The organism is Pseudomonas sp. WS 5146, assembly GCF_012985495.1.
Taxonomy (GTDB): domain Bacteria; phylum Pseudomonadota; class Gammaproteobacteria; order Pseudomonadales; family Pseudomonadaceae; genus Aquipseudomonas; species Aquipseudomonas edaphica.
On the sequence record NZ_JAAQWL010000002.1, the window covers coordinates 790,247 to 810,433 of the forward strand.

Sequence of the window (20,187 nt, forward strand, 5' to 3'; positions counted from 1 at the left end):
GGCTTGGGACCGAGGTGACGCTATCGCAGGCAAGCCAGCTCCCACATGTTGAATGGCGAACACCGTCATATGTGGGAGCTGGCTTGCCTGCGATGAAGGCGACTCGGTCTCATTCCATTGCCCACAAAAAAGCCCCGAACCAGTCGGGGCTTTTCCAGGTGATCAACCTGCGGGGCTTACTTGCCCTGCCAGCGTTTCAGTACCAGGGTGGCGTTGGTGCCACCGAAGCCGAAGCTGTTGCTCATCACGGTGTCGATTTTTGCGTTTTCAACGGTCTTGGTCAGGATCGGCATATCGGCGACGACCGGGTCGATCTCGTCGATGTTGGCCGAGCCGGCCATGAAGTTGCCTTCCATCATCAGCAGGCAGTAGATCGCTTCGTGAACGCCGGCGGCGCCCAGGGAGTGACCCGACAGGCTCTTGGTGGAGCTGATGGCCGGAGCCTTGTCACCGAATACCGCACGCACGCCTTCCATTTCCTTGGCATCGCCGACCGGAGTCGAAGTGCCGTGGGTGTTCAGGTAGTCGATTGGGGTGTCCACGGTGGACATGGCCATCTGCATGCAACGAATGGCACCTTCGCCGCTCGGCGCAACCATGTCGTAGCCGTCGGAAGTAGCGCCGTAGCCGACGATTTCCGCGTAGATTTTTGCACCACGGGCCAGAGCGTGTTCCAGCTCCTCGACCACCACCATGCCGCCACCGCCGGCGATGACGAAGCCGTCACGCTTGGCGTCGTAGGCGCGGGAGGCCTTTTCCGGGGTTTCGTTGTACTGGGTGGACAGCGCGCCCATGGCGTCGAACAGGAACGACTGGCTCCAATGTTCTTCTTCGCCGCCGCCGGCAAATACGATGTCCTGTTTGCCCAACTGGATCTGCTCGACCGCAGTACCGATGCAATGAGCACTGGTGGCGCAGGCGGAGGAGATCGAGTAGTTCACACCCTTGATCTGGAACGGGGTGGCCAGACAGGCCGAAACAGTGCTGCCCATGGTCCGCGTTACGCGGTACGGGCCCACGCGCTTCACGCCTTTTTCGCGCAGGATGTCCAGCGCTTCCATCTGGTTGAGGGTCGATGCGCCGCCGGAGCCGGCGATCAGGCCGGTGCGTACGTTCGAAACCTGGTCTTCGCTCAGGCCGGAATCGGCAATGGCGTCTTTCATGGCCAGGTAAGCGTAAGCGGCAGCGTGGCCGACGAAGCGATAGATCTTGCGATCAATCAGTTCTTCGAGGGGCAGGTCAATGGAGCCGGAAACCTGGCTACGCAGACCCATTTCGGCATATTCCGGGTTGAAGCGGATGCCAGGGCGACTTGCACGCAGGTTAGCGGTGACGGTCTCTTTGTCATTGCCCAGGCAAGAAACAATGCCCAGACCAGTGATAACGACGCGGCGCATGCGGATAACCCTTAAAAGTTGTCAGTGGAAGTGAATACGCCGACCCGAAGGCCTTCGGCAGTATAGATCTCGCGACCGTCGACAGTCACCGAACCGTCGGCGATAGCGAGGTTCAGCTTGCCCTTGAGGACGCGCTTGATTTGAATGTTGTAGGTGACTTTCTTGGCAGTCGGCAGGACCTGGCCAAAGAACTTCACTTCGCCCGAACCCAGGGCGCGGCCGCGACCTGGCAGGCCTTGCCAGCCCAGGTAGAAACCGACCAGTTGCCACATGGCATCAAGGCCCAGGCAGCCCGGCATCACAGGGTCGCCTTCGAAATGGCAGGCGAAGAACCACAGGTCAGGGGTGATATCCAGCTCGGCGACCAATTCACCTTTGCCGTACTTGCCACCCTCTTCGCTGATATGGGTGATGCGATCCACCATCAGCATGTTCGGGGCGGGCAGTTGCGCGTTACCTGGGCCGAACAGCTCACCGCGACTGCAGCGCAGCAGGTCTTCCCGAGTAAAGGCGTTTTGTTTGGTCATGCGAGCTCCTCAATAATCCCATGCGGCAGGGCAGGGTAAATCTTCCCGGACCGAATGAAGCGTTCATGCCTCATACCGGCAGCCTACACATAGACTATTGCGTTGTAGTGAAAGTCACAGCGTCAAGGTACTCAATGTACACTTGTTCACTGAAATTTTAAACCGAGCCTGTTTATCGGCCCGTTTGGGTGCCTAAGACTGCCGCACTTTCGTCTCTCGCGCCAGTCGCAGTTGGTTGATGGCGCGGCGCTATTGCACCCAGCGCTGCAGTATTTGCTGCAAATCCGTGCGTTTGAACGGCTTGGCCAGGTAATCGTTCATTCCGGCTGCCAGACAGGCTTCGCGATCGCCCTGCAAGGCGTTGGCCGTCAACGCGATAATCGGCAGGTCGGCGCAGCCGGGCAGTTGGCGAATCCGGCGGGTGGCTTCGTAGCCGTCGATCAGCGGCAGGCGGCAATCCATCAGGATCGCGGTAAAAATCAGGCTCTCGGCGCTGCGGATTGCCTCGGCGCCATCGGTGGCCAGGCTCACTTCAAAGCCCAGGCTGCGCAACATGGCCTCGACCACGGTGCGGTTGACCGGGTTGTCTTCCACCAGCAACACATGGCGGCCATCACCCGCGCTGGCCTTGCCCTCGGCGTCCAGGGCGATCGCCGGCAAGCTGTGCTGGTCGATGGCCAGTGGAATTTCCAGGGTAAATACCGAGCCACGGCCTTCCTGGCTTTGCGCGCGCAACGTGCCGCCCATTCGTTCGGCCAGCGTGCGAGCAATAGGCAGGCCCAGGCCGGTGCCGCCGTAACGTCTGGAAATGGAACTGTCAGCCTGCTGGAACGCATCGAACATCAGCTCCAGGCGTTCAGCGGAAATCCCGATGCCGCTGTCGCGCACCGTGCAGGTGAACCACACCAGTTCATGGTCGAGAGTTTGCCAATGGGGCTCGACGGTGACGCTGCCGTGCTCGGTGAATTTGAGCGCGTTACCGATCAGGTTCACCAGGATTTGGCGGATACGCGTCGGGTCACCCCTCACGCGCAAGGCGTCCATGCCCAGCGGAATCGGTAATTCCAGGCTCAGGCCACGTTGCTGTGCGCTGTGCTGGAAGGCCTGGGCGCAACTGTTGATCAGGTCCGCCAGGTTGAAGGCGATATGTTCCAGCTCCAGCGCGGCGCGTTCGATACGTGAGAAATCGAGGATGTCGTTGATGACTTTAAGCAGGTGCTCGGTGGACTCCGAGGCCAGCGCCGCGTACTCGGTCTGCTCCTCGGTCATCTCGGTGGTTTCCAGCAGTTGCAGCATACCCAGCACGCCGTTCATGGGCGTGCGCAACTCGTGGCTCATCATCGCCAGGAAGTCCGACTTGGCGTTGTTGGCCCGTTCGGCTTCTTCGCGGGTCTGGATCAACTGGGCCATGGCCTGGTGCTGTTCGCGGCTGGCCTGGTTAAGGCCTTCGGCGAGGTTGTTGATGTGCCGCGACAAGTCGCCCAGCTCCGAATCATCGACAATCGGCAGCGGTGTCTTGTAGTCGCCTTGCTGGATGGCTTTTACCGCGTGGCCCATGGCGCTGATCGGCTGCGACAGGCTCGCGGCCAGGCGTCGCGCGAGCAGGAAGGTAAACAGCAGGGCGAACAGTGCGAGGATGCCGGCCTTGAACAGAATCTCCTGCTGGCGCTGGCTGAAGGCGTCGTTGGACATGCCGACGATCACCCGGCCCAGGTAATCGGCACGCGGCGCCTTGGGTTCGTTGAGGTTGTCCTGGAAAAAGTCATTGCCCAGCTGGATATGCTGTAAGCGGATGGGCGCCTGGAACACTTTCACCGACAGCGAACGGTCGTGTTTTTCCGAAGGTTGTTCGACGTACACCAGGATGTTCTCAGTGCTGTCCTGAATCTCCAGGAAGCGCACATGCGGGGTGGCCAGCGTGGCACGCAGCAGGCTTTCGAGCACATCGTTGTTGCCGGAAATCACCCCGTACTCCGTGGCCGGGGCCAGTTGGTTGGCGATCAACTGGCCGGTGTGGTCGAGTTCCTGGCGCAGGTCCTGGATACGCACGAAGGTAAAGAAGCTGATCAACAGCAAGGTCAGCAACAGCGCCGGGCCCAGGGTGATGAGCTGGGTGCGGGTGTTGATGTCCCAACGACGGCGCAAGGTCATGGGCGTTTTTCTCCTTCGGCCAGGCGGGCGGCGACGGCGGTTTCGTCCACCTGTTCGATCCCCAGTGAGCGCGCGACCTGCGGGTTACCCACGACTTTGAAGTGTTGCGGGTACAGGCTGCGTGGCCAGTTGGCTGGCGGATGATCCAGCAGGCGGTCGAGCACCGCCAGCCAGTCGGCCTGGTCGCTGTAGGTGGTGGCCAGGCTGCCGGCCTTGACGAACCCGGCGTTGGGCCCCACCAGCGGCAGTTGCTGGGCGTAGCTGCTGAGCAACAGGTTCTTCACGGTTTTCGGGTTGTACAACTGCGGGTCGTCGAGGCCGAGCAGCACGTCACTGTTCTTGAGCAGGTTTTGCAACGGGCGGCTGTCGTTAATGTTGTCCCAGCGTTGCGCCACGATTTCCAGGCCCATGGGCGCTGCATACTCGCGCAACTCCGGCAGCAGGAACTCACTGTCGCTGCCATAGAGCACACCGATGCGTTGGGCCTGCGGCAGGATGTTGGCGATCAGCTTGAGTTGGCGCGCCAGCGGCGGGTCGCTCCACAACAGGCTGATTTTTGCCGGGTGGGTGGTGCCCAGGCGCTGGCGTGCCTGTAGGCGGCTGATGCGCAACACCAGGGTCGGCGGGCCCTGGTCATCCTGCAGGCGCCAGTCGAGGCCGGGCAGGTCCAGCAGGATCAGGCGCGTACCGGGCGGCAACTGGCTCGGCGCGGGCAAGTCTTTGAGCGGGACAAAGCTCACCTGGTCTTCGGGGCGTTGCTGGGCGAGGGCCTGGGTAAATGCCTGAACGCCGGCACCGTCTTCGGCGGCGGTCAACAGGATATCGGCGCTCCACGCCGGCGCGGTCAGCAACAGGCACACCAGCAGCAAGGCGCGGCGCCAGAGCCGAGAGATAAAGAAGGGGGTCATCCGTGACTGAGCGCCCATGTCAGAATTCCAGCTCCGCGCTGAAATACAGGACATGGCGACTGTCGTAGTTGTTATCGGCCCAGGTGGTGGGCTGGTTATCGAGGCGTTGTTGCAACATGCCGGCCAGCTCCACATTGGCTTTGCCCAGGGCAATGCGCTTGGCCACCCGCAGGTCGACCCGTTCGAAGCGATATTGGTTGAGCGCATCGTCGCCGTAGTAGAACAGCGCACTGGACCAGCCGTGGCCCCACTCGCGCAGCCAACCGGCCGAGCCGCTGTTGCGCGCGGTTTGCGCCTTGTCCAGCGGGTTGCTGGAAGCGGCGTCGACGTAAGCATAGGTCAGGCGCAGACGGTCGGTATTGCTCATGCGCCAGTCGAACTGCGATTCGGCGCCGGTGAACCGTGCGCTGTTGGCGTTGCTGGCAATGTATTGGTTGTTGCGCAGCGGCGAGCTGATCATCTCGGTGATTTCGTCGTAGAACAGTTTCACGTCGACATTCAACCCGAAATCGGCAAAGAAGCCGTTGTAGCCCAGCTCTCGTGAACGCATCAACTCTTTATCGAGGTTGCCGGGGCCTCGCGTTACCACAAAATATTGCCCGGAGTTCTGCCCGTAGGTCGGGGAGCTCAAATTGGTGACGCGGTAGCTCCAGTTGACGTTGTTCTCGAACATGTCCGGCGAGCGAATCGCCTCGGAGTACACCGCCCGCAAGCCGTGGCGCGGGTTGATCAGGTAGTTGACCGCCACCCGTGGCGTCAGCGAGTTGCCGCTCAGGTGGGTGTCTTCGTACATGGCGCCGCCTTGCAGCAGCCAGTGTTCGCTGGCGCGCCATTCCAGGTGGCCGAACAAGCGCCAGGTGGTGTCGTCTAGGGTGCCGTTGAAGTAGGTGTCGGAGTCGGCGCGGTCGTAACGGTAGTTCATGCCGCTGACCAGGCGCAGGCTATCGGACAGGCTCAGGGTGTCCTGAATCTCCAGGTCGTAGCGGCTTTCGCGGGTGCTTTGGTCGATGTCGCCGCACACGCTTTGGTTAGCGCCGTTGCGCCACTGGTCGAGCACCTGGTTGCCCAGCGTTTGTTCGGCGGCACTGCCGGGTGGTGCAACGCCCTGGCTGTAGGTGTCCATGTGCCGCGCCAACCGTTCGGCATAGTTGGGGTTCAACTGCCACAACTGCGTCAGTTCCGGGCTGAACGAGACCTTGGCGTCACAGGCTTTCCAGACCTGCTGGCGGTCCCATTGCTGGGCCGAGCCTTGAATGTACAGGCTGTGTTCGGGGTTGAAGTCGAAGTTCCAGCGCAACGACCCGGCATAGTCCTTGGCGACGGCATCGGAATTGGTGCCGCCTTCGGTAATCCCGGCGAACACCGGCAGGTAGGTATAAGGACGCTGGTTGGTGCCTTCCTTAGCATCAAATTGCCAGTCGAGACTCTGTTGCGCATTCAGGGTCTGGCTCACCGCCAGGCTGAAGCGGTTGAGGCGGCGGCCGTCACGACGGTCGGCACCGACGGCATCACTGTCAAAGCCATCGTCCTGCTGGCCGGACAAGGACAGGCGCAAGTCACCGGTTTCCCAGCCCACACCCTGGCTGGCGTAATAGTCGTTGATGCCGCGTTGGCCACGGATGACTTTAATCCGCGAGCCGTGGCTGTTGGCCGGTGAGCGCGTGAGGATATTGACCACCGCCATCAGCGCGTTGGCGCCATAGCTGACGGTGTTGGGGCCACGGAACACCTCGATGCGCTCGATATCTTCCATGGCCACCGGGATGTCGCTCCAGTCCACGGTGGCCAGGCCCGCGCGGTACACCGAGCGCCCGTCGATCAACACCTGCATGCGTCGCGCGTCGCTGGCGCTGGTGCCGTGGTAGTTCACCGCCGCCTGGTTGCCGGTGGTGTAGCCGACCATCATCCCCGGCACCAGCCGCAGCAGTTCGGCGATGTCGCGTGCGCCGCTGGCCTTGATCAGCTCGCTGTCGATCACTGTCATGCTGCCGGGCACGGCCGCGGCCGATTGCTTGAGGCGTGTGGCGGTCAACACTTGCGGCAGTGGCTGGCTGTCGAGAAACAGGTCATCCGCCAGCGCAGCTGTGCTGCACAGCAATATCAGCAACAGAGATGAGCGAGGAGGATGGCCCAGATGCACGGTGCAGCCTTGATAATTACGGATAGCCGCCCATGTTAACTGAGGTGGGGCCATTTGCCAGTCGTGGGACTTGCAATTACTTCACACAAGTGTGGCATTTTCCGACAAGCGCACGAATTGACGCGGGGGCTGGCCGCAAGCGGGTCGCCCCGTATAATGCCGCCATCGCCATGTAAGGATTAACGGATTGCATATGACTGAACAGCGCCCTATTGCGGTCCTGGGAGGCGGAAGTTTTGGTACCGCCGTGGCTAACCTGCTGGCTGAGAACGGCCACGCGGTGCGCCAGTGGATGCGTGATCCCGAGCAGGCCGAGGCCATCCGCGTGCATCGGGAAAACCCCCGTTACCTTAAAGGCATCAAGATTCATCCGGCGGTGGAGCCGGTCACCGACCTGTTGGCCACGCTGACCGACTGTGACCTGTGCTTTGTCGCGCTGCCTTCCAGCGCCTTGCGCTCGGTGTTGGCGCCCCACGCTGAACGCCTGGCCGGCAAGCTGCTGGTCAGCCTGACCAAAGGCATTGAGGCGCAGACCTTCAAGCTGATGAGCGAAATCCTCGCCGAGATCGCCCCGCAGGCGCGCATCGGCGTGCTGTCCGGGCCGAACCTGGCACGGGAAGTCGCCGAGCACGCGCTGACCGCCACGGTGGTGGCCAGTGAAGACGAAGCACTGTGCGAACGTGTGCAGGCCGTGCTGCATGGCCGTACCTTCCGCGTCTACGCCAGTGGCGACCGCTTTGGCGTCGAGCTGGGCGGGGCGCTGAAAAACGTCTACGCGATCATCGCCGGCATGGCCGTGGCGCTGGGCATGGGCGAGAACACCAAAAGCATGCTGATCACCCGCGCGCTGGCGGAGATGACCCGCTTTGCCGTGAACCAGGGCGCCAACCCGATGACCTTCCTCGGGCTGGCCGGCGTAGGTGACTTGATCGTCACCTGCTCGTCGCCCAAAAGCCGCAACTATCAAGTCGGCTTCGCCCTCGGCCAGGGCCTGAGCCTGGAAGACGCGGTCACGCGCCTGGGCGAAGTCGCCGAAGGCGTCAACACCCTCAAGGTGTTGAAGGCCAAGGCCCAGGAAGTCGGTGTGTACATGCCGCTGGTCGCCGGCCTGCATGCGATCCTGTTTGAAGGGCGCACCTTGGACCAGGTGATCGAGGTGCTGATGCGCGCCGAGCCCAAGACTGACGTCGACTTCATTTCCACCAGCGGTTTCAACTGAGGAACGCGCACATGAACGATCCTAAAGACACCCCAAAATACGAGTCCATCCTGCTGCGCGTCCTGTGGATGCTGGTGTTTGCCCTGGTGTGGCAAGTGGCGCAGTTCCTGCTCGGTGCGCTGGTGGTGGTGCAGCTGATTTATCGCCTGATCTACGGCGCGCCGAACCTGGGCCTGATGAACTTTGGCGACAGCCTCAGCCAGTTCCTGGCGCAGATCGGCCGTTTCGGCAGCTTTCATACTGAACAGAAACCTTGGCCGTTTGCCGATTGGCCAACCCCACGCGCACCCGAAGGCGAAGCCGCCCACAGCGTGCCACCCGCGCCGCACCCGGCGCGTGATGAGGAGCCAAAGCTGTGAAGCTATGGATTTTGCGTCACGGTGAAGCCGAAGGGCATGCGCGCACCGACGCCGAGCGCAACCTCACCGAGCATGGCCGTGGTGAAGTGTTGCGCAGTGCTGCGCATCTGATTGGTCAGCCCATCAGTGCAATTATCGCCAGCCCTTATGTGCGGGCGCAGCAGACGGCGCAGTTGGTGCGTGGTGCACTGGGGTTCGAGCCGCAGGTGCGCACGGTGCCGTGGTTGACGCCTGAGGGCAACCCGCTGCAAGTGCTGGAAAAGCTCGACACCGATGACAACGTGCTGTTGGTCAGCCATCAACCCTTGGTGGGCAGCCTGATCAGCTTTTTGCAGCATGGTCACCAGCGCCAGCCAGAGCCGATGCACACCGCGAGCCTGGCGGAGCTGGAAGGCGATTTTCCGCTGGCAGGGCTGATGAGCCTGGTCAGTGTGAAGCATCCGTAGGAAAAGCAATCGCGACTTTGTGTGCTATATAGTCAACCAAGCAAGTGCTTGGTTGGCTATCATCGGATCACATAGGAGCGCGTCCCATGCCTGTCGCTTTTCGTTTGCCGTTGCAGGTCTTCTTCGAACGTGAAGCGCGACATCCGCGCAAACCCTTTCTGGTGCAACCCATCGGCGGCGGCGAGGTGCAGACGCTCACCTGGGGCGATGTCGGCCATCAGGCCCGTTGCGCCGCGCATTGGTTGCGCGCCCGGGAATTGCCCCAAGGCTCGCACATTGCCCTGATCTCGAAAAACTGTGCGCACTGGATCATTGCCGACCTGGCGATCTGGATGGCCGGGCATGTTTCGGTGCCGTTGTACCCCAACCTCACGGCCGAGTCCGTCAACCATGTGCTCACGCATTCCGAGGCGGCGCTGGTGCTGATCGGCAAGCTGGATGACTGGCCTGCGATGGCGCCCGGCATCCCGGCCGGGTTGCCGACCATCAGCTTGCCGTTGTGCCCGGCCGGCGACTTTGATTTCAGCTGGGCAGACCTGCAAGCCAATGCGCCGATCCAGGACAACCCCGCGCCGGATGCCGCAAGCCTGGCAACCATCGTCTACACCTCCGGCACGACCGGCCTGCCCAAAGGCGTGATGCAAACCTTTGGCGCCCTTGGATTTGCGGCCACGCGCGGCACAGAGATATTTGGCTTGGGCGAGGGCGACCGGCTGCTGTCGTACTTGCCGCTGTGCCATGTGGCGGAGCGCATGTTTGTCGAGCTGGCCTCGATCTATACCGGGCAAACTGTGTTTTTCGCCGAAAACCTCGAGACTTTTCTGACCGACCTGCGCCGGGCGCGGCCCACAGCCTTGTTCGGCGTGCCGCGTATCTGGACCAAGTTCCAGATGGGCGTTTACGCCAAAATGCCGGAAAAACGCCTCGATACCCTGTTGCGCCTGCCTTTTATCGGCAAGCGCGTCGGCCACAAAGTGCTGGCCGGGCTGGGCCTGGATGCACTGCGCATCGCGCTGTCCGGCGCAGCCCCGGTGCCCGAGGCCCTGCTGCGCTGGTATCAACGCCTGGGCCTGGATGTGCTGGAGGTGTATGGCATGACCGAAAGCTGCGGCTATTCCCATGTATGCCGCCCTGGCCAACAAACGCTGGGTTGGATCGGCCTGCCGTGCCCTGGCGTCGAAGTGCGCATCGACTTGACGGGTGAAGTGCAGGTGCGCAGTGGTGCGACCATGCTCGGCTACTTCAAGGACCCGCAGAAAACCGCCGAAACCCTCACTGACGATGGCTTCCTGCGCACGGGCGACAAGGGGGAGCAGGACGCCGATGGCCGCCTGCGCCTGACCGGGCGGCTCAAGGAGATCTTCAAGACCAGCAAGGGCAAATACGTGGCCCCGGCGCCGATCGAAAACCGCCTGGCTGAACACGCACGCATCGAACAGGTGTGCGTAGTCGGCGATGGCTTGCTGGCGCCGATGGGCCTATGCGTGTTGTCGGCTGGCAGCCAGGACCGGCAGGCACTGCGCAGCAGCCTGGAACGCTGGCTGGAACAGGTCAACGGCGCATTGGACAAGCATGAACGCTTGCGCCAACTGGTGGTGGTCAAAGACAACTGGGCGGTGGAAAACGGCTTTTTGACGCCGACCTTAAAGATAAAACGCAACGTGATCGAGTCGACTTACGGTGCACAATTTTCGGCCTGGAGCGAACGCAGTGAGCCGATTGTGTGGCAGGATTAGGACCGTAATAAAACCAATAAGGACGACTTCATGAGCTTGTGGCGCACCCAACCGAATATCGAGCAACTCAACGCCATCCAGAAAAACACCATCGGTGAACTGCTGGATATCCGTTTCGAAAGCTTCGACGACGAGTCGCTGACCGCGAGCATGGTGGTCGACCATCGCACCCACCAGCCGTACGGCCTGCTGCACGGTGGCGCGTCGGTGGTGCTGGCCGAAAGCGTCGGCTCCATGGCGGCTTACCTGTGCATTGATGCCAGCAAGTTCTATTGCGTAGGCCTTGAGGTCAACGCCAACCACTTGCGTGGTGTGCGCAGCGGGCGGGTGACGGCGGTGGCGCGGGCGATTCATATCGGCCGTACCACTCAGGTGTGGGACATTCGCTTGACCAGCGACGATGGCAAAGCCAGCTGTGTGTCGCGCCTGACCATGGCCGTGGTGCCGTTGGGCGAGAACCCACCCGCACGATAGGCGTGGCGTGAGTGTCATCATTCCTGGCGGTTACAGTCATTGCTGTACGGCTCAAGGCTGGTGACAATTCACTTCTGTTCCCGTAGATGGATCCTGTATGTCGCAGCACGTGTTTTTTGCCCATGCCAATGGCTTTCCTTCGGCCACTTACGGCAAGTTGTTTGCCGCCCTGGCCCCGGAGTACGCGGTGGCGCATTTGCCGCAGCACGGTCACGACCCCAGGTTTCCGGTGGATGACAACTGGCAGAACCTGGTGGATGAGCTGATCCATCACCTGGAACAGCAACCGGAACCGGTGTGGGGCGTGGGCCATTCCTTGGGCGGCGTGCTGCACTTGCACGCGGCCATGCGCCGCCCGCAGCTGTACCGTGGTGTGGTGATGCTTGATTCGCCGGTATTGACCCGCGCTGACCGCTGGGTAATTCGCGCTGCCAAACGTTTTGGCTTTATAGACCGCCTGACCCCGGCGGGGCGTACCTTGGGCCGGCGTGAAGAATTCAGCGACCTGGCCGCCGCACGCAGCTACTTCGCCGGCAAAACGCTGTTTCGCGGCTTCGACCCGGAGTGCTTTGACGCGTATTTGCAACACGGCCTGCAACAGGTGGGCGATCGCCTGCGCTTGCGCTTTGACCCGGCCACCGAAATCAGTATCTACCGAGGCGTGCCCCATACCAGCCCAGGCCAGGTTCGCCAGCTGAAGGTGCCGCTGGCGGTGGTGCGCGGGCGTCAGAGCCGGGTGGTGATGCGTCACCATGCCAGTGGTGTCGATCGTCTGCCCATGGGTGAAATGCTCACCATGCCCGGCGGCCATATGTTCCCTCTCGAACGCCCTCAGGACACCGCGACGTTGATCAAGAACCTGTTTTCCCGCTGGGAAGCCCGTGAGCGCAGCTGCGCATGAGCAACCCCGTCGAAGAAGTGCGCCTGAGCCTGCCGCATATCGAATTGGCCGCGCATTTGTTCGGGCCTGAAGACGGCCTGCCGGTGATCGCCTTGCATGGTTGGCTGGACAACGCCAACAGCTTTGCGCGGCTGGCACCCAAGCTTGCGGGTTTGCGCATCGTTGCGCTGGACATGGCCGGGCATGGGCACTCGGCGCATCGGCCTGCCGGGGCCGGCTACGCCTTGTGGGATTACGTGTTTGATGTGCTGCAAGTGGCTGAACAACTGGGCTGGAAACGTTTTGCATTACTTGGCCATTCCCTTGGCGCCATCGTTTCCCTGGTGTTGGCCGGAGCGCTGCCGGAACGCGTCACACACCTGGGGTTGATCGACGGCGTGATCCCGCCGACCGCCGCTGGCGAGAACGCCGCCGAGCGCCTCGGCATGGCGTTGCAGGCGCAATTGAGCCTGCAAGACAAGCGCAAACCGGTCTACAGCACCTTGGATCGGGCCGTCGAAGCGCGCATGAAAGGCGTGGTGGCGGTCAGCCGTGAAGCCGCTGAACTGCTGGCCCAGCGCGGTTTGATGCCCGTGCCGGGCGGCTATACCTGGCGCACCGATGCACGCTTGACCCTGGCGTCGCCGATGCGCCTGACCGATGAACAGGCGATGGCTTTCGTGCGACGTGTGGGTTGCCCTACACAATTGGTCGTCGCGGCTGACGGCATGCTGGCGAAACATTCCGAATTGCTTTCTCAGCTACCTTTTACGGTGAACACGCTGCCGGGCGGCCATCATTTACACCTTAATGATGAGCCCGGCGCGATCCTTGTTGCAGACTGTTTCAATCGGTTTTTCTCCATGCCTTGACTTGGCGGGGTCAACTGCCGAGGCTGGGCGGATTGAAAGGGAGTCAACCATGTACGAACTCAACACCGCTGCGCACTTCGATGGCCAGGGCTCAATCATCCGATGAGCCTGCGTAAAGAATGTCTCCGTGTCCTCGGGCTGTGCTGTTTCAGCCCCTTGGTGTTCGCCGCCGATGTGCCAGGCAGCCAGGATCTGCCGACCGTGGCCCGTCAGGTCGACGCGCAAATCGTCGATTATCGCCCCGCCGAAGAAAAAGAACGCATCTACCCCATGGGCGCGATCCGCAAGATCAGCGGCCAGTTGCGCTACGAAGGCCAGGCTACGGCGCGCGGCCAAACCACTGCAATCACCTATGAGCTGCCTGCCGAGCACACCTCCAGCGCCGCATTTACCGCGACGCGCGAAGCGCTGCAGGCCAAGGGCGCGCAGCTGTTGTTCTGGTGCCAGGCGCGTGATTGCGGCGAAAGCAGCCTGTGGGCCAATGAAGTGTTCGGCAATGCCAAGCTGGTCGGCGCCGACGGCCAGCAGGAATACCTGCTGCTGCGCCTGGCCGCCCCGCAAGACAACTCGTTGGTGGCGCTGTATGGCATAACGCGCGGCAACCGCCGGGCTTATCTGCATGTAGAACAACTGGACGCCGGGGCGCCGTTGGGCGACTTGCTGCCCACCTCGGCAACCTTGCTGCGCGAGCTGAAAAGCACCGGCGAGCTGGACTTTCCGGCACTCGGCAGCGCGCCTGACGCCACTTGGCTGACCTTGATTTCCCGTGGCTTGAACCTCGACGCCACCTTGCGCGTGAGCCTCACCGGGCCGACCGCCGAAGCCTGGCGCCAGGGTCTGATCGACAGCGGTGTGCGGGCTGCCCGCCTGGAAACCGGCAGCGGTGACGCTAAGGGTTTGCACCTGCATCTGATACGCTGACCGTTATCAAGGCGAACGGACCCGTGCCGTTCGCCTAAGCTCTCTTCCTACAGCCTTATTCTCGAGATACCCGATGCTCAATAACGATCGCCTACTGGTGCAAATCCTGCTGCTGGTGTTGTTTGGTGCCAGCTTCTGGGTGATGGCGCCGTTCTGGTCGGCGCTGTTCTGGGGCGCGGTGCTGGCGTTTGCCAGCTGGCCGCTGATGCGTTTGCTCACGCGCTGGCTGGGTGGCCGCGAATCCCTCGCGGCGGGCATCCTGACCCTGGGCTGGATGTTGCTGGTGGCGGTGCCGCTGGTGTGGCTGGGGTTCAACCTGGCCGACCATGTGCGCGATGCGGTCGGCCTGATCAAGGATATCCAGGTTGACGGCTTGCCCGCCGCACCTGCCTGGCTGAACTCGATCCCCTTTGTTGGCGAGCGGCTGGTGGCGACCTGGGACAGCATCGACCAACAGGGCGCGGCGCTGATGGTCAGCATCAAGCCGTACCTGGGGCAGGTGGGTAACTGGCTGCTGGCGCGCAGTGCGCAAATTGGCGGCGGTATCCTCGAGCTGACCCTGAGCCTGGTGTTCGTGTTCTTCTTTTACCGTGATGGGCCACGGCTGGCGATGTTTGCCCATCGGTTGCTGGAGCGCCTGATCGGCGAGCGCGCCGGTTACTACATCGAGTTGGTGGCCGGCACTGTGCAGCGCGTGGTCAACGGCGTGATTGGTACGGCGGCGGCCCAGGCCCTGCTGGCGCTGATCGGCTTCCTGATTGCGGGGGTGCCGGGCGCGCTGGTGCTGGGCATCGTCACCTTCCTGCTCAGCCTGATCCCCATGGGCCCGCCGCTGGTGTGGATCCCGGCCACGGCCTGGCTGGCATGGAAGGGCGACTACACCTATGCGGTGTTCCTCGGTGTATGGGGCACGTTCATCATCAGTGGCGTGGACAACGTGCTCAAGCCGTACCTGATCAGCCGAGGCGGCAACCTGCCGCTGGTGATCGTGCTGTTAGGCGTGTTTGGCGGCTTGATTGCCTTTGGCTTCATCGGCCTGTTTATCGGCCCGACCTTGTTGGCGGTGGCCTACAGCCTGCTGACGGATTGGAGCGCGACCCAGTCCCAGGAACGTCGCGAAGATAAAGCACTTTAGGCCCTCGGTAACCACATCACGGCCGTGAGGCCACCGCCTGGGGTTTCCTCCAGGCTGAGGTGGCCGCCGAGGCGCTCTACGGCTTCCTTGGAGATCGTCATGCCCAGGCCAACGCCGCCGGAGTTGCGGTTGCGTGAGCCTTCGAGGCGAAAAAACGGTTCGAACACCGCCTCGCGTTTATCCGCCGCAATCCCCGGCCCGTGGTCGATCACGCGGATCACCAGGGCGCCACGGCTGTCCGCCAACTCAATACGCGCCGTGCCGGCATACCGCAGGGCGTTGTCGATCAGGTTGTTGAGGCACGAACGCAGTGCCATCGGTTGCACCTGCAACGGTACGCACGTGCCGGAGAACTGCACGTCCGAGCCTTGGTCCTGGGCGTTTTCGCTGAGGGACTCGACCAGCGCCTGCACATCGAGCCAGTGCCGGGTCTCGCTGGTGCGTTGTTCGTGCAGGTAGCTCAAGGTGGCGTCGAGCATACCGATCATGTCGTCCAGGTCCTGGCGCATCTGGCCTTGCAGCTTGGTGTCTTCGATCTGCTCCAGACGCAGCTTGAGGCGTGACAGCGGCGTGCGCAGGTCATGGGAGACGGCGCCGAGCATGCGCGCGCGCTGGCTGACTTGTTCGCGGATGCGTTTTTGCATCAGGTTGAAGGTCGATGCAGCCTGGCGTGCTTCCCGTGGCCCGGATTCGTCGAGTGGCGGGCTATCGAGGTCAAGGCTCAAGCGTTCGGCCGCTGCGCTCAGGCGCTGGATCGGCCGGCTCAGCAGTTTGGCGCCGTACCAGGCGGCGATGATCAGCGAGATAAACTGGAAGGTCAGCGGTACCACGGGGCCGCCGTACCATGGGCGGTGATGGCGGGCCAATGGCTTCATCGTGCCGTCTGGTTGCTCGACAAAGGTTTCCTGGGGCCGTGGTGGTGGCGGGCCGTAATGACGGAACCAGAAGATCGCCAGCACATGAGCGAGCACAATAGCCACCAGCAATACGCCGAACAGCCTGCCAAACAGCGTATTGAAGGTGGCGCGCATCAACCGATATCCCGGGCGTCGAACAGGTAGCCTTCGCCACGCACGGTTTTGATCAGTTGCGGTGCTTTCGGGTCATCCCCAAGCTTCTGGCGCAGGCGCGATACGAGCAGATCGATGCTGCGGTCAAAGGCTTCGATGGAGCGGCCACGGGCAGCATCGAGCAATTGTTCGCGGCTCAACACACGGCGCGGGCGCTCGATAAACACCCACAGCAAGCGAAATTCCGCGTTGGACAGCGGCACCACCAGGCCATCATCGGCCACCAGTTGGCGCAATACGCTGTTGAGCCGCCAGTTGTCGAAACGGATGTTGGCGCGCTGCTCGGTGCGGTCATCGCGCACCCGACGCAGGATGGTCTGGATACGCGCCACCAGCTCGCGCGGTTCGAACGGCTTGGACATATAGTCATCGGCGCCCAGTTCCAGGCCGATGATGCGGTCGGTGGGTTCGCAGCGTGCGGTGAGCATCAAAATCGGGATGTCCGATTCAGTGCGTAACCAACGGCACAGCGACAGGCCGTCTTCGCCCGGCAGCATCAGGTCGAGCACCACCACATCAAAGGTTTCGGCTTGCATGGCGGTGCGCATGGCCGTGCCGTCGGTGACGCCGGTGGCAAGAATATTGAAGCGGGCCAGGTAGTCGATCAGCAGTTCACGGATCGGCAGGTCGTCATCGACGATCAGCGCGCGGGTGTTCCACCGCTTGTCTTCGGCGATCACCGCGCTTTTTTGCTCTTCGTTTACAGAGACGGTAGGGGTATGCATAGTGCGATCATCTGCCTGGGTTGTTGCATTGAGCATAGGCGCCCGGCTCCATGGCTGGAAGTGCCGGGCGAGCGGTCATGTGCGCGAGGCTAGTCGCGGGGCGTGTTGAGGGCATGTCGGGAATGTATCAGTCTTGACACAACTTCTTAAAACACTGGGTTATGCGCGTTTGATCAGCATTTTACCGATCATCGGATCCCGCAACGGCGCCGCTTGCGCTACAATCCGCGCCGATTTCGACTTGCCTGAGAGCCCATTCCAATGTCCGTCTGCCAGACTCCTATCATCGTCGCCCTGGATTACCCCACTCGTGACGCCGCACTGAAGCTGGCTGACCAGTTGGACCCCGCGCTTTGCCGGGTCAAGGTCGGCAAGGAGCTGTTCACCAGCTGCGCCGCCGAAATCGTCGGCACTCTGCGTGACAAAGGCTTCGAAGTATTCCTCGACCTGAAATTCCATGACATCCCCAATACTACGGCCATGGCGGTTAAAGCCGCCGCCGAAATGGGCGTGTGGATGGTCAATGTGCACTGCTCCGGCGGCCTGCGCATGATGAACGCCTGCCGTGATGTGCTCGAGCAGCGCAGCGGCCCGAAACCCTTGCTGATCGGTGTGACCGTGCTCACCAGCATGGAGCGCGAAGACCTGGCCGGCATCGGCCTGGACATCGAGCCGCAGGAGCAGGTACTGCGCCTCGCAGCCTTGGCGCAGAAGGCTGGCCTGGATGGCCTGGTGTGTTCGGCCCTGGAAGCCCAGGCGCTGAAGACCGCGCACCCGTCGCTGCAACTGGTAACCCCGGGGATTCGTCCCGCGGGCAGCGCCCAGGATGACCAGCGTCGTATCCTGACGCCGCGTCAGGCGCTGGATGCAGGCTCGGACTACCTGGTGATCGGTCGCCCGATCAGCCAGGCGGCGGACCCGGCCAAGGCACTGGCCGCAGTCGTCGCCGAAATCGCCTGATGATCGTTCCCACGCTCTGCGTGGGAACGCCTCTTGTGACGCTCTGCGTCACGCTTTGGGACGCAGAGCGTCCCGGGCTGCATTCCCACGCAGAGCGTGGGAACGATCGGGTCAGCTGACTTTAAGCACCAATTTCCCAAAGTTCTCGCCGTTGAACAGCTTCATCAACGTCTCCGGGAACGTCTCCAGCCCCTCGACAATATCTTCCTTGCTCTTGAGCTTGCCCTGGGCCATCCAGCCGGCCATTTCCATGCCGGCGGCGGCAAAGTTCGCCGCGTGGTCCATTACCACAAACCCTTCCATGCGCGCACGATTGACCAGCAACGACAAATAGTTGGCCGGGCCTTTCACTGCTTCTTTATTGTTGTACTGGCTGATTGCGCCGCAGATCACCACCCGTGCCTTCAAGGCCAGGCGGCTGAGCACGGCGTCGAGAATGTCGCCGCCGACGTTATCAAAATACACATCCACGCCTTTAGGGCATTCGCGCTTGAGGGCGGCGGGCACGTCTTCGCTTTTGTAGTCGATGGCCGCGTCAAAGCCCAGTTCATCAATGAGGAACTTGCACTTGTCGGCGCCCCCGGCGATGCCCACCACGCGGCAACCCTTGAGCTTGGCAATCTGCCCGGCAATGCTGCCCACTGCGCCAGCGGCGCCGGAGATCACCACGGTATCGCCAGCCTTGGGCGCGCCGGTGTCGAGCAGGGCGAAGTAGGCGGTCATGCCGGTCATGCCCAGCGCTGACAGGTAGCGCGGCAGCGGGGCCAGTTTGGGGTCGACCTTATAAAAGCCGCGCGGCTCGCCCAGGAAATAATCCTGCACACCCAGCGCGCCGTTCACATAATCACCCACGGCAAATTTCGGGTTGTTCGAGGCAATCACCTTGCCCACGCCCAGCGCCCGCATCACTTCACCGATGCCGACCGGTGGAATGTAGGATTTACCCTCGTTCATCCAGCCACGCATGGCCGGGTCCAGGGACAAGTATTCATTGCGCACCAGCACTTGCCCATCACCTGGCGTGCCCACCGGCACTTCGTGGTAGGTAAAGGTCTCCCGCGTGGCGGCGCCGACCGGGCGTTTGGCGAGCAGGAATTGGCGGTTGGTCTGGGCAGTCATGGCAGGGACTCTGTTAGAAGTGAACCCTGAGTGATAGACCTTCAGCGGCCTGGGGGCAAGGTTAAGGGTGGCTGCGAATGCCCGCCGATAGGTTGGACTGATAGTTGGCCTGGGCGTCTTATCACTGCGATTCATGCAACCCCAACCGGCCATATGATAGTGCTGACGCGCCCGCCGTCGGCTTGGCTAGACTCGGCCCACGGCTATTTCTTGCATAGGACATCCCCCATGAGCATGACGTTTTCCGGCCAGGTTGCCCTGGTGACCGGCGCCGCCGCCGGTATTGGCCGCGCCACCGCGCTGGCATTTGCCGCAGAAGGCTTGAGAGTAGTGGTAGCCGACCTGGATGTGGCGGGCGGCGAGGACACGGTTGCGTTGATTCAACAGGCGGGCGGCGAAGCGCTGTTCGTGCGTTGCAATGTCACGCTGGATGCCGACGTACAGCAATTGATGGCACAGACCCTCGCCGCCTATGGGCGCCTGGACTATGCCTTCAACAACGCCGGCATCGAGATTGAGAAGGGTAAGCTGGCCGACGGCAGCCTGGATGAGTTCGATGCAATCATGGGCGTCAACGTCAAGGGCGTGTGGTTGTGCATGAAGTATCAACTGCCGCTGTTACTGGCCCAGGGCGGCGGTGCGATCGTCAACACCGCCTCGGTAGCCGGGCTGGGCGCTGCGCCGAAGATGAGCATCTATGCGGCGTCCAAGCATGCTGTGATCGGCCTGACCAAATCGGCCGCAATTGAATATGCAAAGAAGAAAATCCGCGTGAATGCGGTGTGCCCTGCGGTGATCGACACCGACATGTTCCGCCGTGCCTATGAAGCAGACCCGCGCAAAGCCGAGTTCGCCGCCGCCATGCACCCGGTTGGGCGCATCGGCAAGGTCGAGGAAATCGCCAGTGCCGTGCTGTACCTGTGCAGTGATGGGGCGGCGTTTACCACCGGGCAAGCCTTGGCGGTGGATGGTGGCGCAACGGCTATCTAGGACTCCATGCCATGCACTCTTAGAAAAGGATGGGGCTGCTGTGGGGCGTTTCCATGGCTGGCACAAGGCCTCGTCAGAATGTGTATCAGCAGGTAAATAAGTCAATAAAATCAATACTTTAATAATTTTTTGCGACCGGCTTGAGCGAGCTTCTGTGC

At 62.0% G+C, this 20,187-nt stretch carries 19 protein-coding genes; 11 read left to right on the plus strand and 8 right to left on the minus strand.

Going from position 1 to position 20,187, the window contains the following annotated elements; all coding sequences use genetic code 11:
* Positions 1–176 precede the first annotated feature (176 nt).
* From fabB to HBO41_RS08310, 5 genes are all read right to left on the minus strand, one after another.
* Positions 177–1,397 carry a beta-ketoacyl-ACP synthase I gene (fabB, locus tag HBO41_RS08290; protein WP_017134470.1) on the minus strand — a complete coding sequence of 407 codons (1,221 nt, stop codon included), beginning with the start codon at positions 1,395–1,397 and terminating at the stop codon, positions 177–179.
* An 11-nt stretch (positions 1,398–1,408) separates the two neighbouring features.
* On the minus strand, positions 1,409–1,924 hold the full coding sequence (gene fabA, locus HBO41_RS08295; protein WP_003210552.1) for a 3-hydroxyacyl-[acyl-carrier-protein] dehydratase FabA: 516 nt from the start codon (positions 1,922–1,924) through the stop codon (positions 1,409–1,411).
* A 249-nt stretch (positions 1,925–2,173) separates the two neighbouring features.
* Positions 2,174–4,075, minus strand: coding sequence for an ATP-binding protein (locus HBO41_RS08300; RefSeq protein ID WP_017134469.1), 1,902 nt, complete (start codon positions 4,073–4,075; stop codon positions 2,174–2,176).
* A complete protein-coding gene (locus HBO41_RS08305) occupies positions 4,072–5,001 on the minus strand; it encodes an ABC transporter substrate-binding protein (protein ID WP_169985751.1) in 930 nt (309 codons plus the stop codon). Before HBO41_RS08305 ends, HBO41_RS08300 begins: the two co-directional genes overlap by 4 nt.
* A 1-nt stretch (position 5,002) precedes the next feature.
* Positions 5,003–7,123 (minus strand): TonB-dependent siderophore receptor, encoded by a 2,121-nt coding sequence (locus HBO41_RS08310; RefSeq protein ID WP_099549020.1) that lies wholly within the window; start codon positions 7,121–7,123, stop codon positions 5,003–5,005.
* Between the two features lie 193 nt (positions 7,124–7,316).
* Here HBO41_RS08310 and HBO41_RS08315 point away from each other — a divergent pair, with 193 nt between their 5' ends.
* The 9 genes from HBO41_RS08315 (at position 7,317) to HBO41_RS08355 (ending at position 15,165) form a co-directional block, all read left to right on the plus strand.
* Positions 7,317–8,342 (plus strand): NAD(P)H-dependent glycerol-3-phosphate dehydrogenase, encoded by a 1,026-nt coding sequence (locus HBO41_RS08315; RefSeq protein WP_099549019.1) that lies wholly within the window; start codon positions 7,317–7,319, stop codon positions 8,340–8,342.
* Positions 8,343–8,353: 11 nt separating this feature from the next.
* Positions 8,354–8,701, plus strand: coding sequence for a DUF4389 domain-containing protein (locus HBO41_RS08320; RefSeq protein WP_099549018.1), 348 nt, complete (start codon positions 8,354–8,356; stop codon positions 8,699–8,701).
* Complete coding sequence (gene sixA, locus HBO41_RS08325) at positions 8,698–9,147, plus strand: phosphohistidine phosphatase SixA (RefSeq protein WP_017134464.1); 450 nt, start codon at positions 8,698–8,700, stop codon at positions 9,145–9,147. The genes HBO41_RS08320 and sixA overlap by 4 nt, the downstream gene beginning before the upstream one ends.
* An 86-nt stretch (positions 9,148–9,233) precedes the next feature.
* Positions 9,234–10,883 carry an AMP-binding protein gene (locus tag HBO41_RS08330; protein WP_169985753.1) on the plus strand — a complete coding sequence of 550 codons (1,650 nt, stop codon included), beginning with the start codon at positions 9,234–9,236 and terminating at the stop codon, positions 10,881–10,883.
* Between the two features lie 30 nt (positions 10,884–10,913).
* The gene (locus HBO41_RS08335; protein WP_169985755.1) at positions 10,914–11,357 is read left to right on the plus strand and encodes a hotdog fold thioesterase; all 444 of its coding nucleotides are present in this window, start codon (positions 10,914–10,916) and stop codon (positions 11,355–11,357) included.
* A 97-nt stretch (positions 11,358–11,454) separates the two neighbouring features.
* Positions 11,455–12,258, plus strand: coding sequence for an alpha/beta fold hydrolase (locus HBO41_RS08340; RefSeq protein ID WP_099549015.1), 804 nt, complete (start codon positions 11,455–11,457; stop codon positions 12,256–12,258).
* Positions 12,255–13,109: an alpha/beta hydrolase gene (locus HBO41_RS08345; protein WP_099549014.1), complete on the plus strand. Its 855-nt coding sequence runs from the start codon at positions 12,255–12,257 to the stop codon at positions 13,107–13,109. Before HBO41_RS08340 ends, HBO41_RS08345 begins: the two co-directional genes overlap by 4 nt.
* A gap of 102 nt (positions 13,110–13,211) precedes the next feature.
* Positions 13,212–14,030 (plus strand): DUF4892 domain-containing protein, encoded by an 819-nt coding sequence (locus HBO41_RS08350; protein ID WP_017134459.1) that lies wholly within the window; start codon positions 13,212–13,214, stop codon positions 14,028–14,030.
* 73 nt (positions 14,031–14,103) lie between these two features.
* Entirely contained in the window at positions 14,104–15,165 is a 1,062-nt protein-coding gene (locus HBO41_RS08355; RefSeq protein ID WP_056859710.1) for an AI-2E family transporter, read from the plus strand.
* Here HBO41_RS08355 and HBO41_RS08360 read toward each other — a convergent pair.
* Complete coding sequence (locus HBO41_RS08360; protein WP_017134457.1) at positions 15,162–16,196, minus strand: HAMP domain-containing sensor histidine kinase; 1,035 nt, start codon at positions 16,194–16,196, stop codon at positions 15,162–15,164. The genes HBO41_RS08355 and HBO41_RS08360 overlap by 4 nt on opposite strands.
* On the minus strand, positions 16,196–16,960 hold the full coding sequence (locus tag HBO41_RS08365) for a response regulator (protein ID WP_026013476.1): 765 nt from the start codon (positions 16,958–16,960) through the stop codon (positions 16,196–16,198). Before HBO41_RS08365 ends, HBO41_RS08360 begins: the two co-directional genes overlap by 1 nt.
* A gap of 261 nt (positions 16,961–17,221) precedes the next feature.
* Here HBO41_RS08365 and pyrF point away from each other — a divergent pair, with 261 nt between their 5' ends.
* Positions 17,222–17,920, plus strand: a complete 699-nt coding sequence (gene pyrF / locus HBO41_RS08370) for an orotidine-5'-phosphate decarboxylase (protein ID WP_169985757.1) — start codon at positions 17,222–17,224, stop codon at positions 17,918–17,920.
* A 111-nt stretch (positions 17,921–18,031) separates the two neighbouring features.
* Here pyrF and HBO41_RS08375 read toward each other — a convergent pair whose 3' ends face one another.
* Positions 18,032–19,039, minus strand: a complete 1,008-nt coding sequence (locus tag HBO41_RS08375) for an NADP-dependent oxidoreductase (RefSeq protein WP_169985759.1) — start codon at positions 19,037–19,039, stop codon at positions 18,032–18,034.
* Positions 19,040–19,267: 228 nt separating this feature from the next.
* On the opposite strand from HBO41_RS08375, the gene HBO41_RS08380 reads away from it, so the two are divergent.
* Complete coding sequence (locus tag HBO41_RS08380; protein WP_017134453.1) at positions 19,268–20,029, plus strand: SDR family oxidoreductase; 762 nt, start codon at positions 19,268–19,270, stop codon at positions 20,027–20,029.
* Positions 20,030–20,187 lie beyond the last annotated feature (158 nt).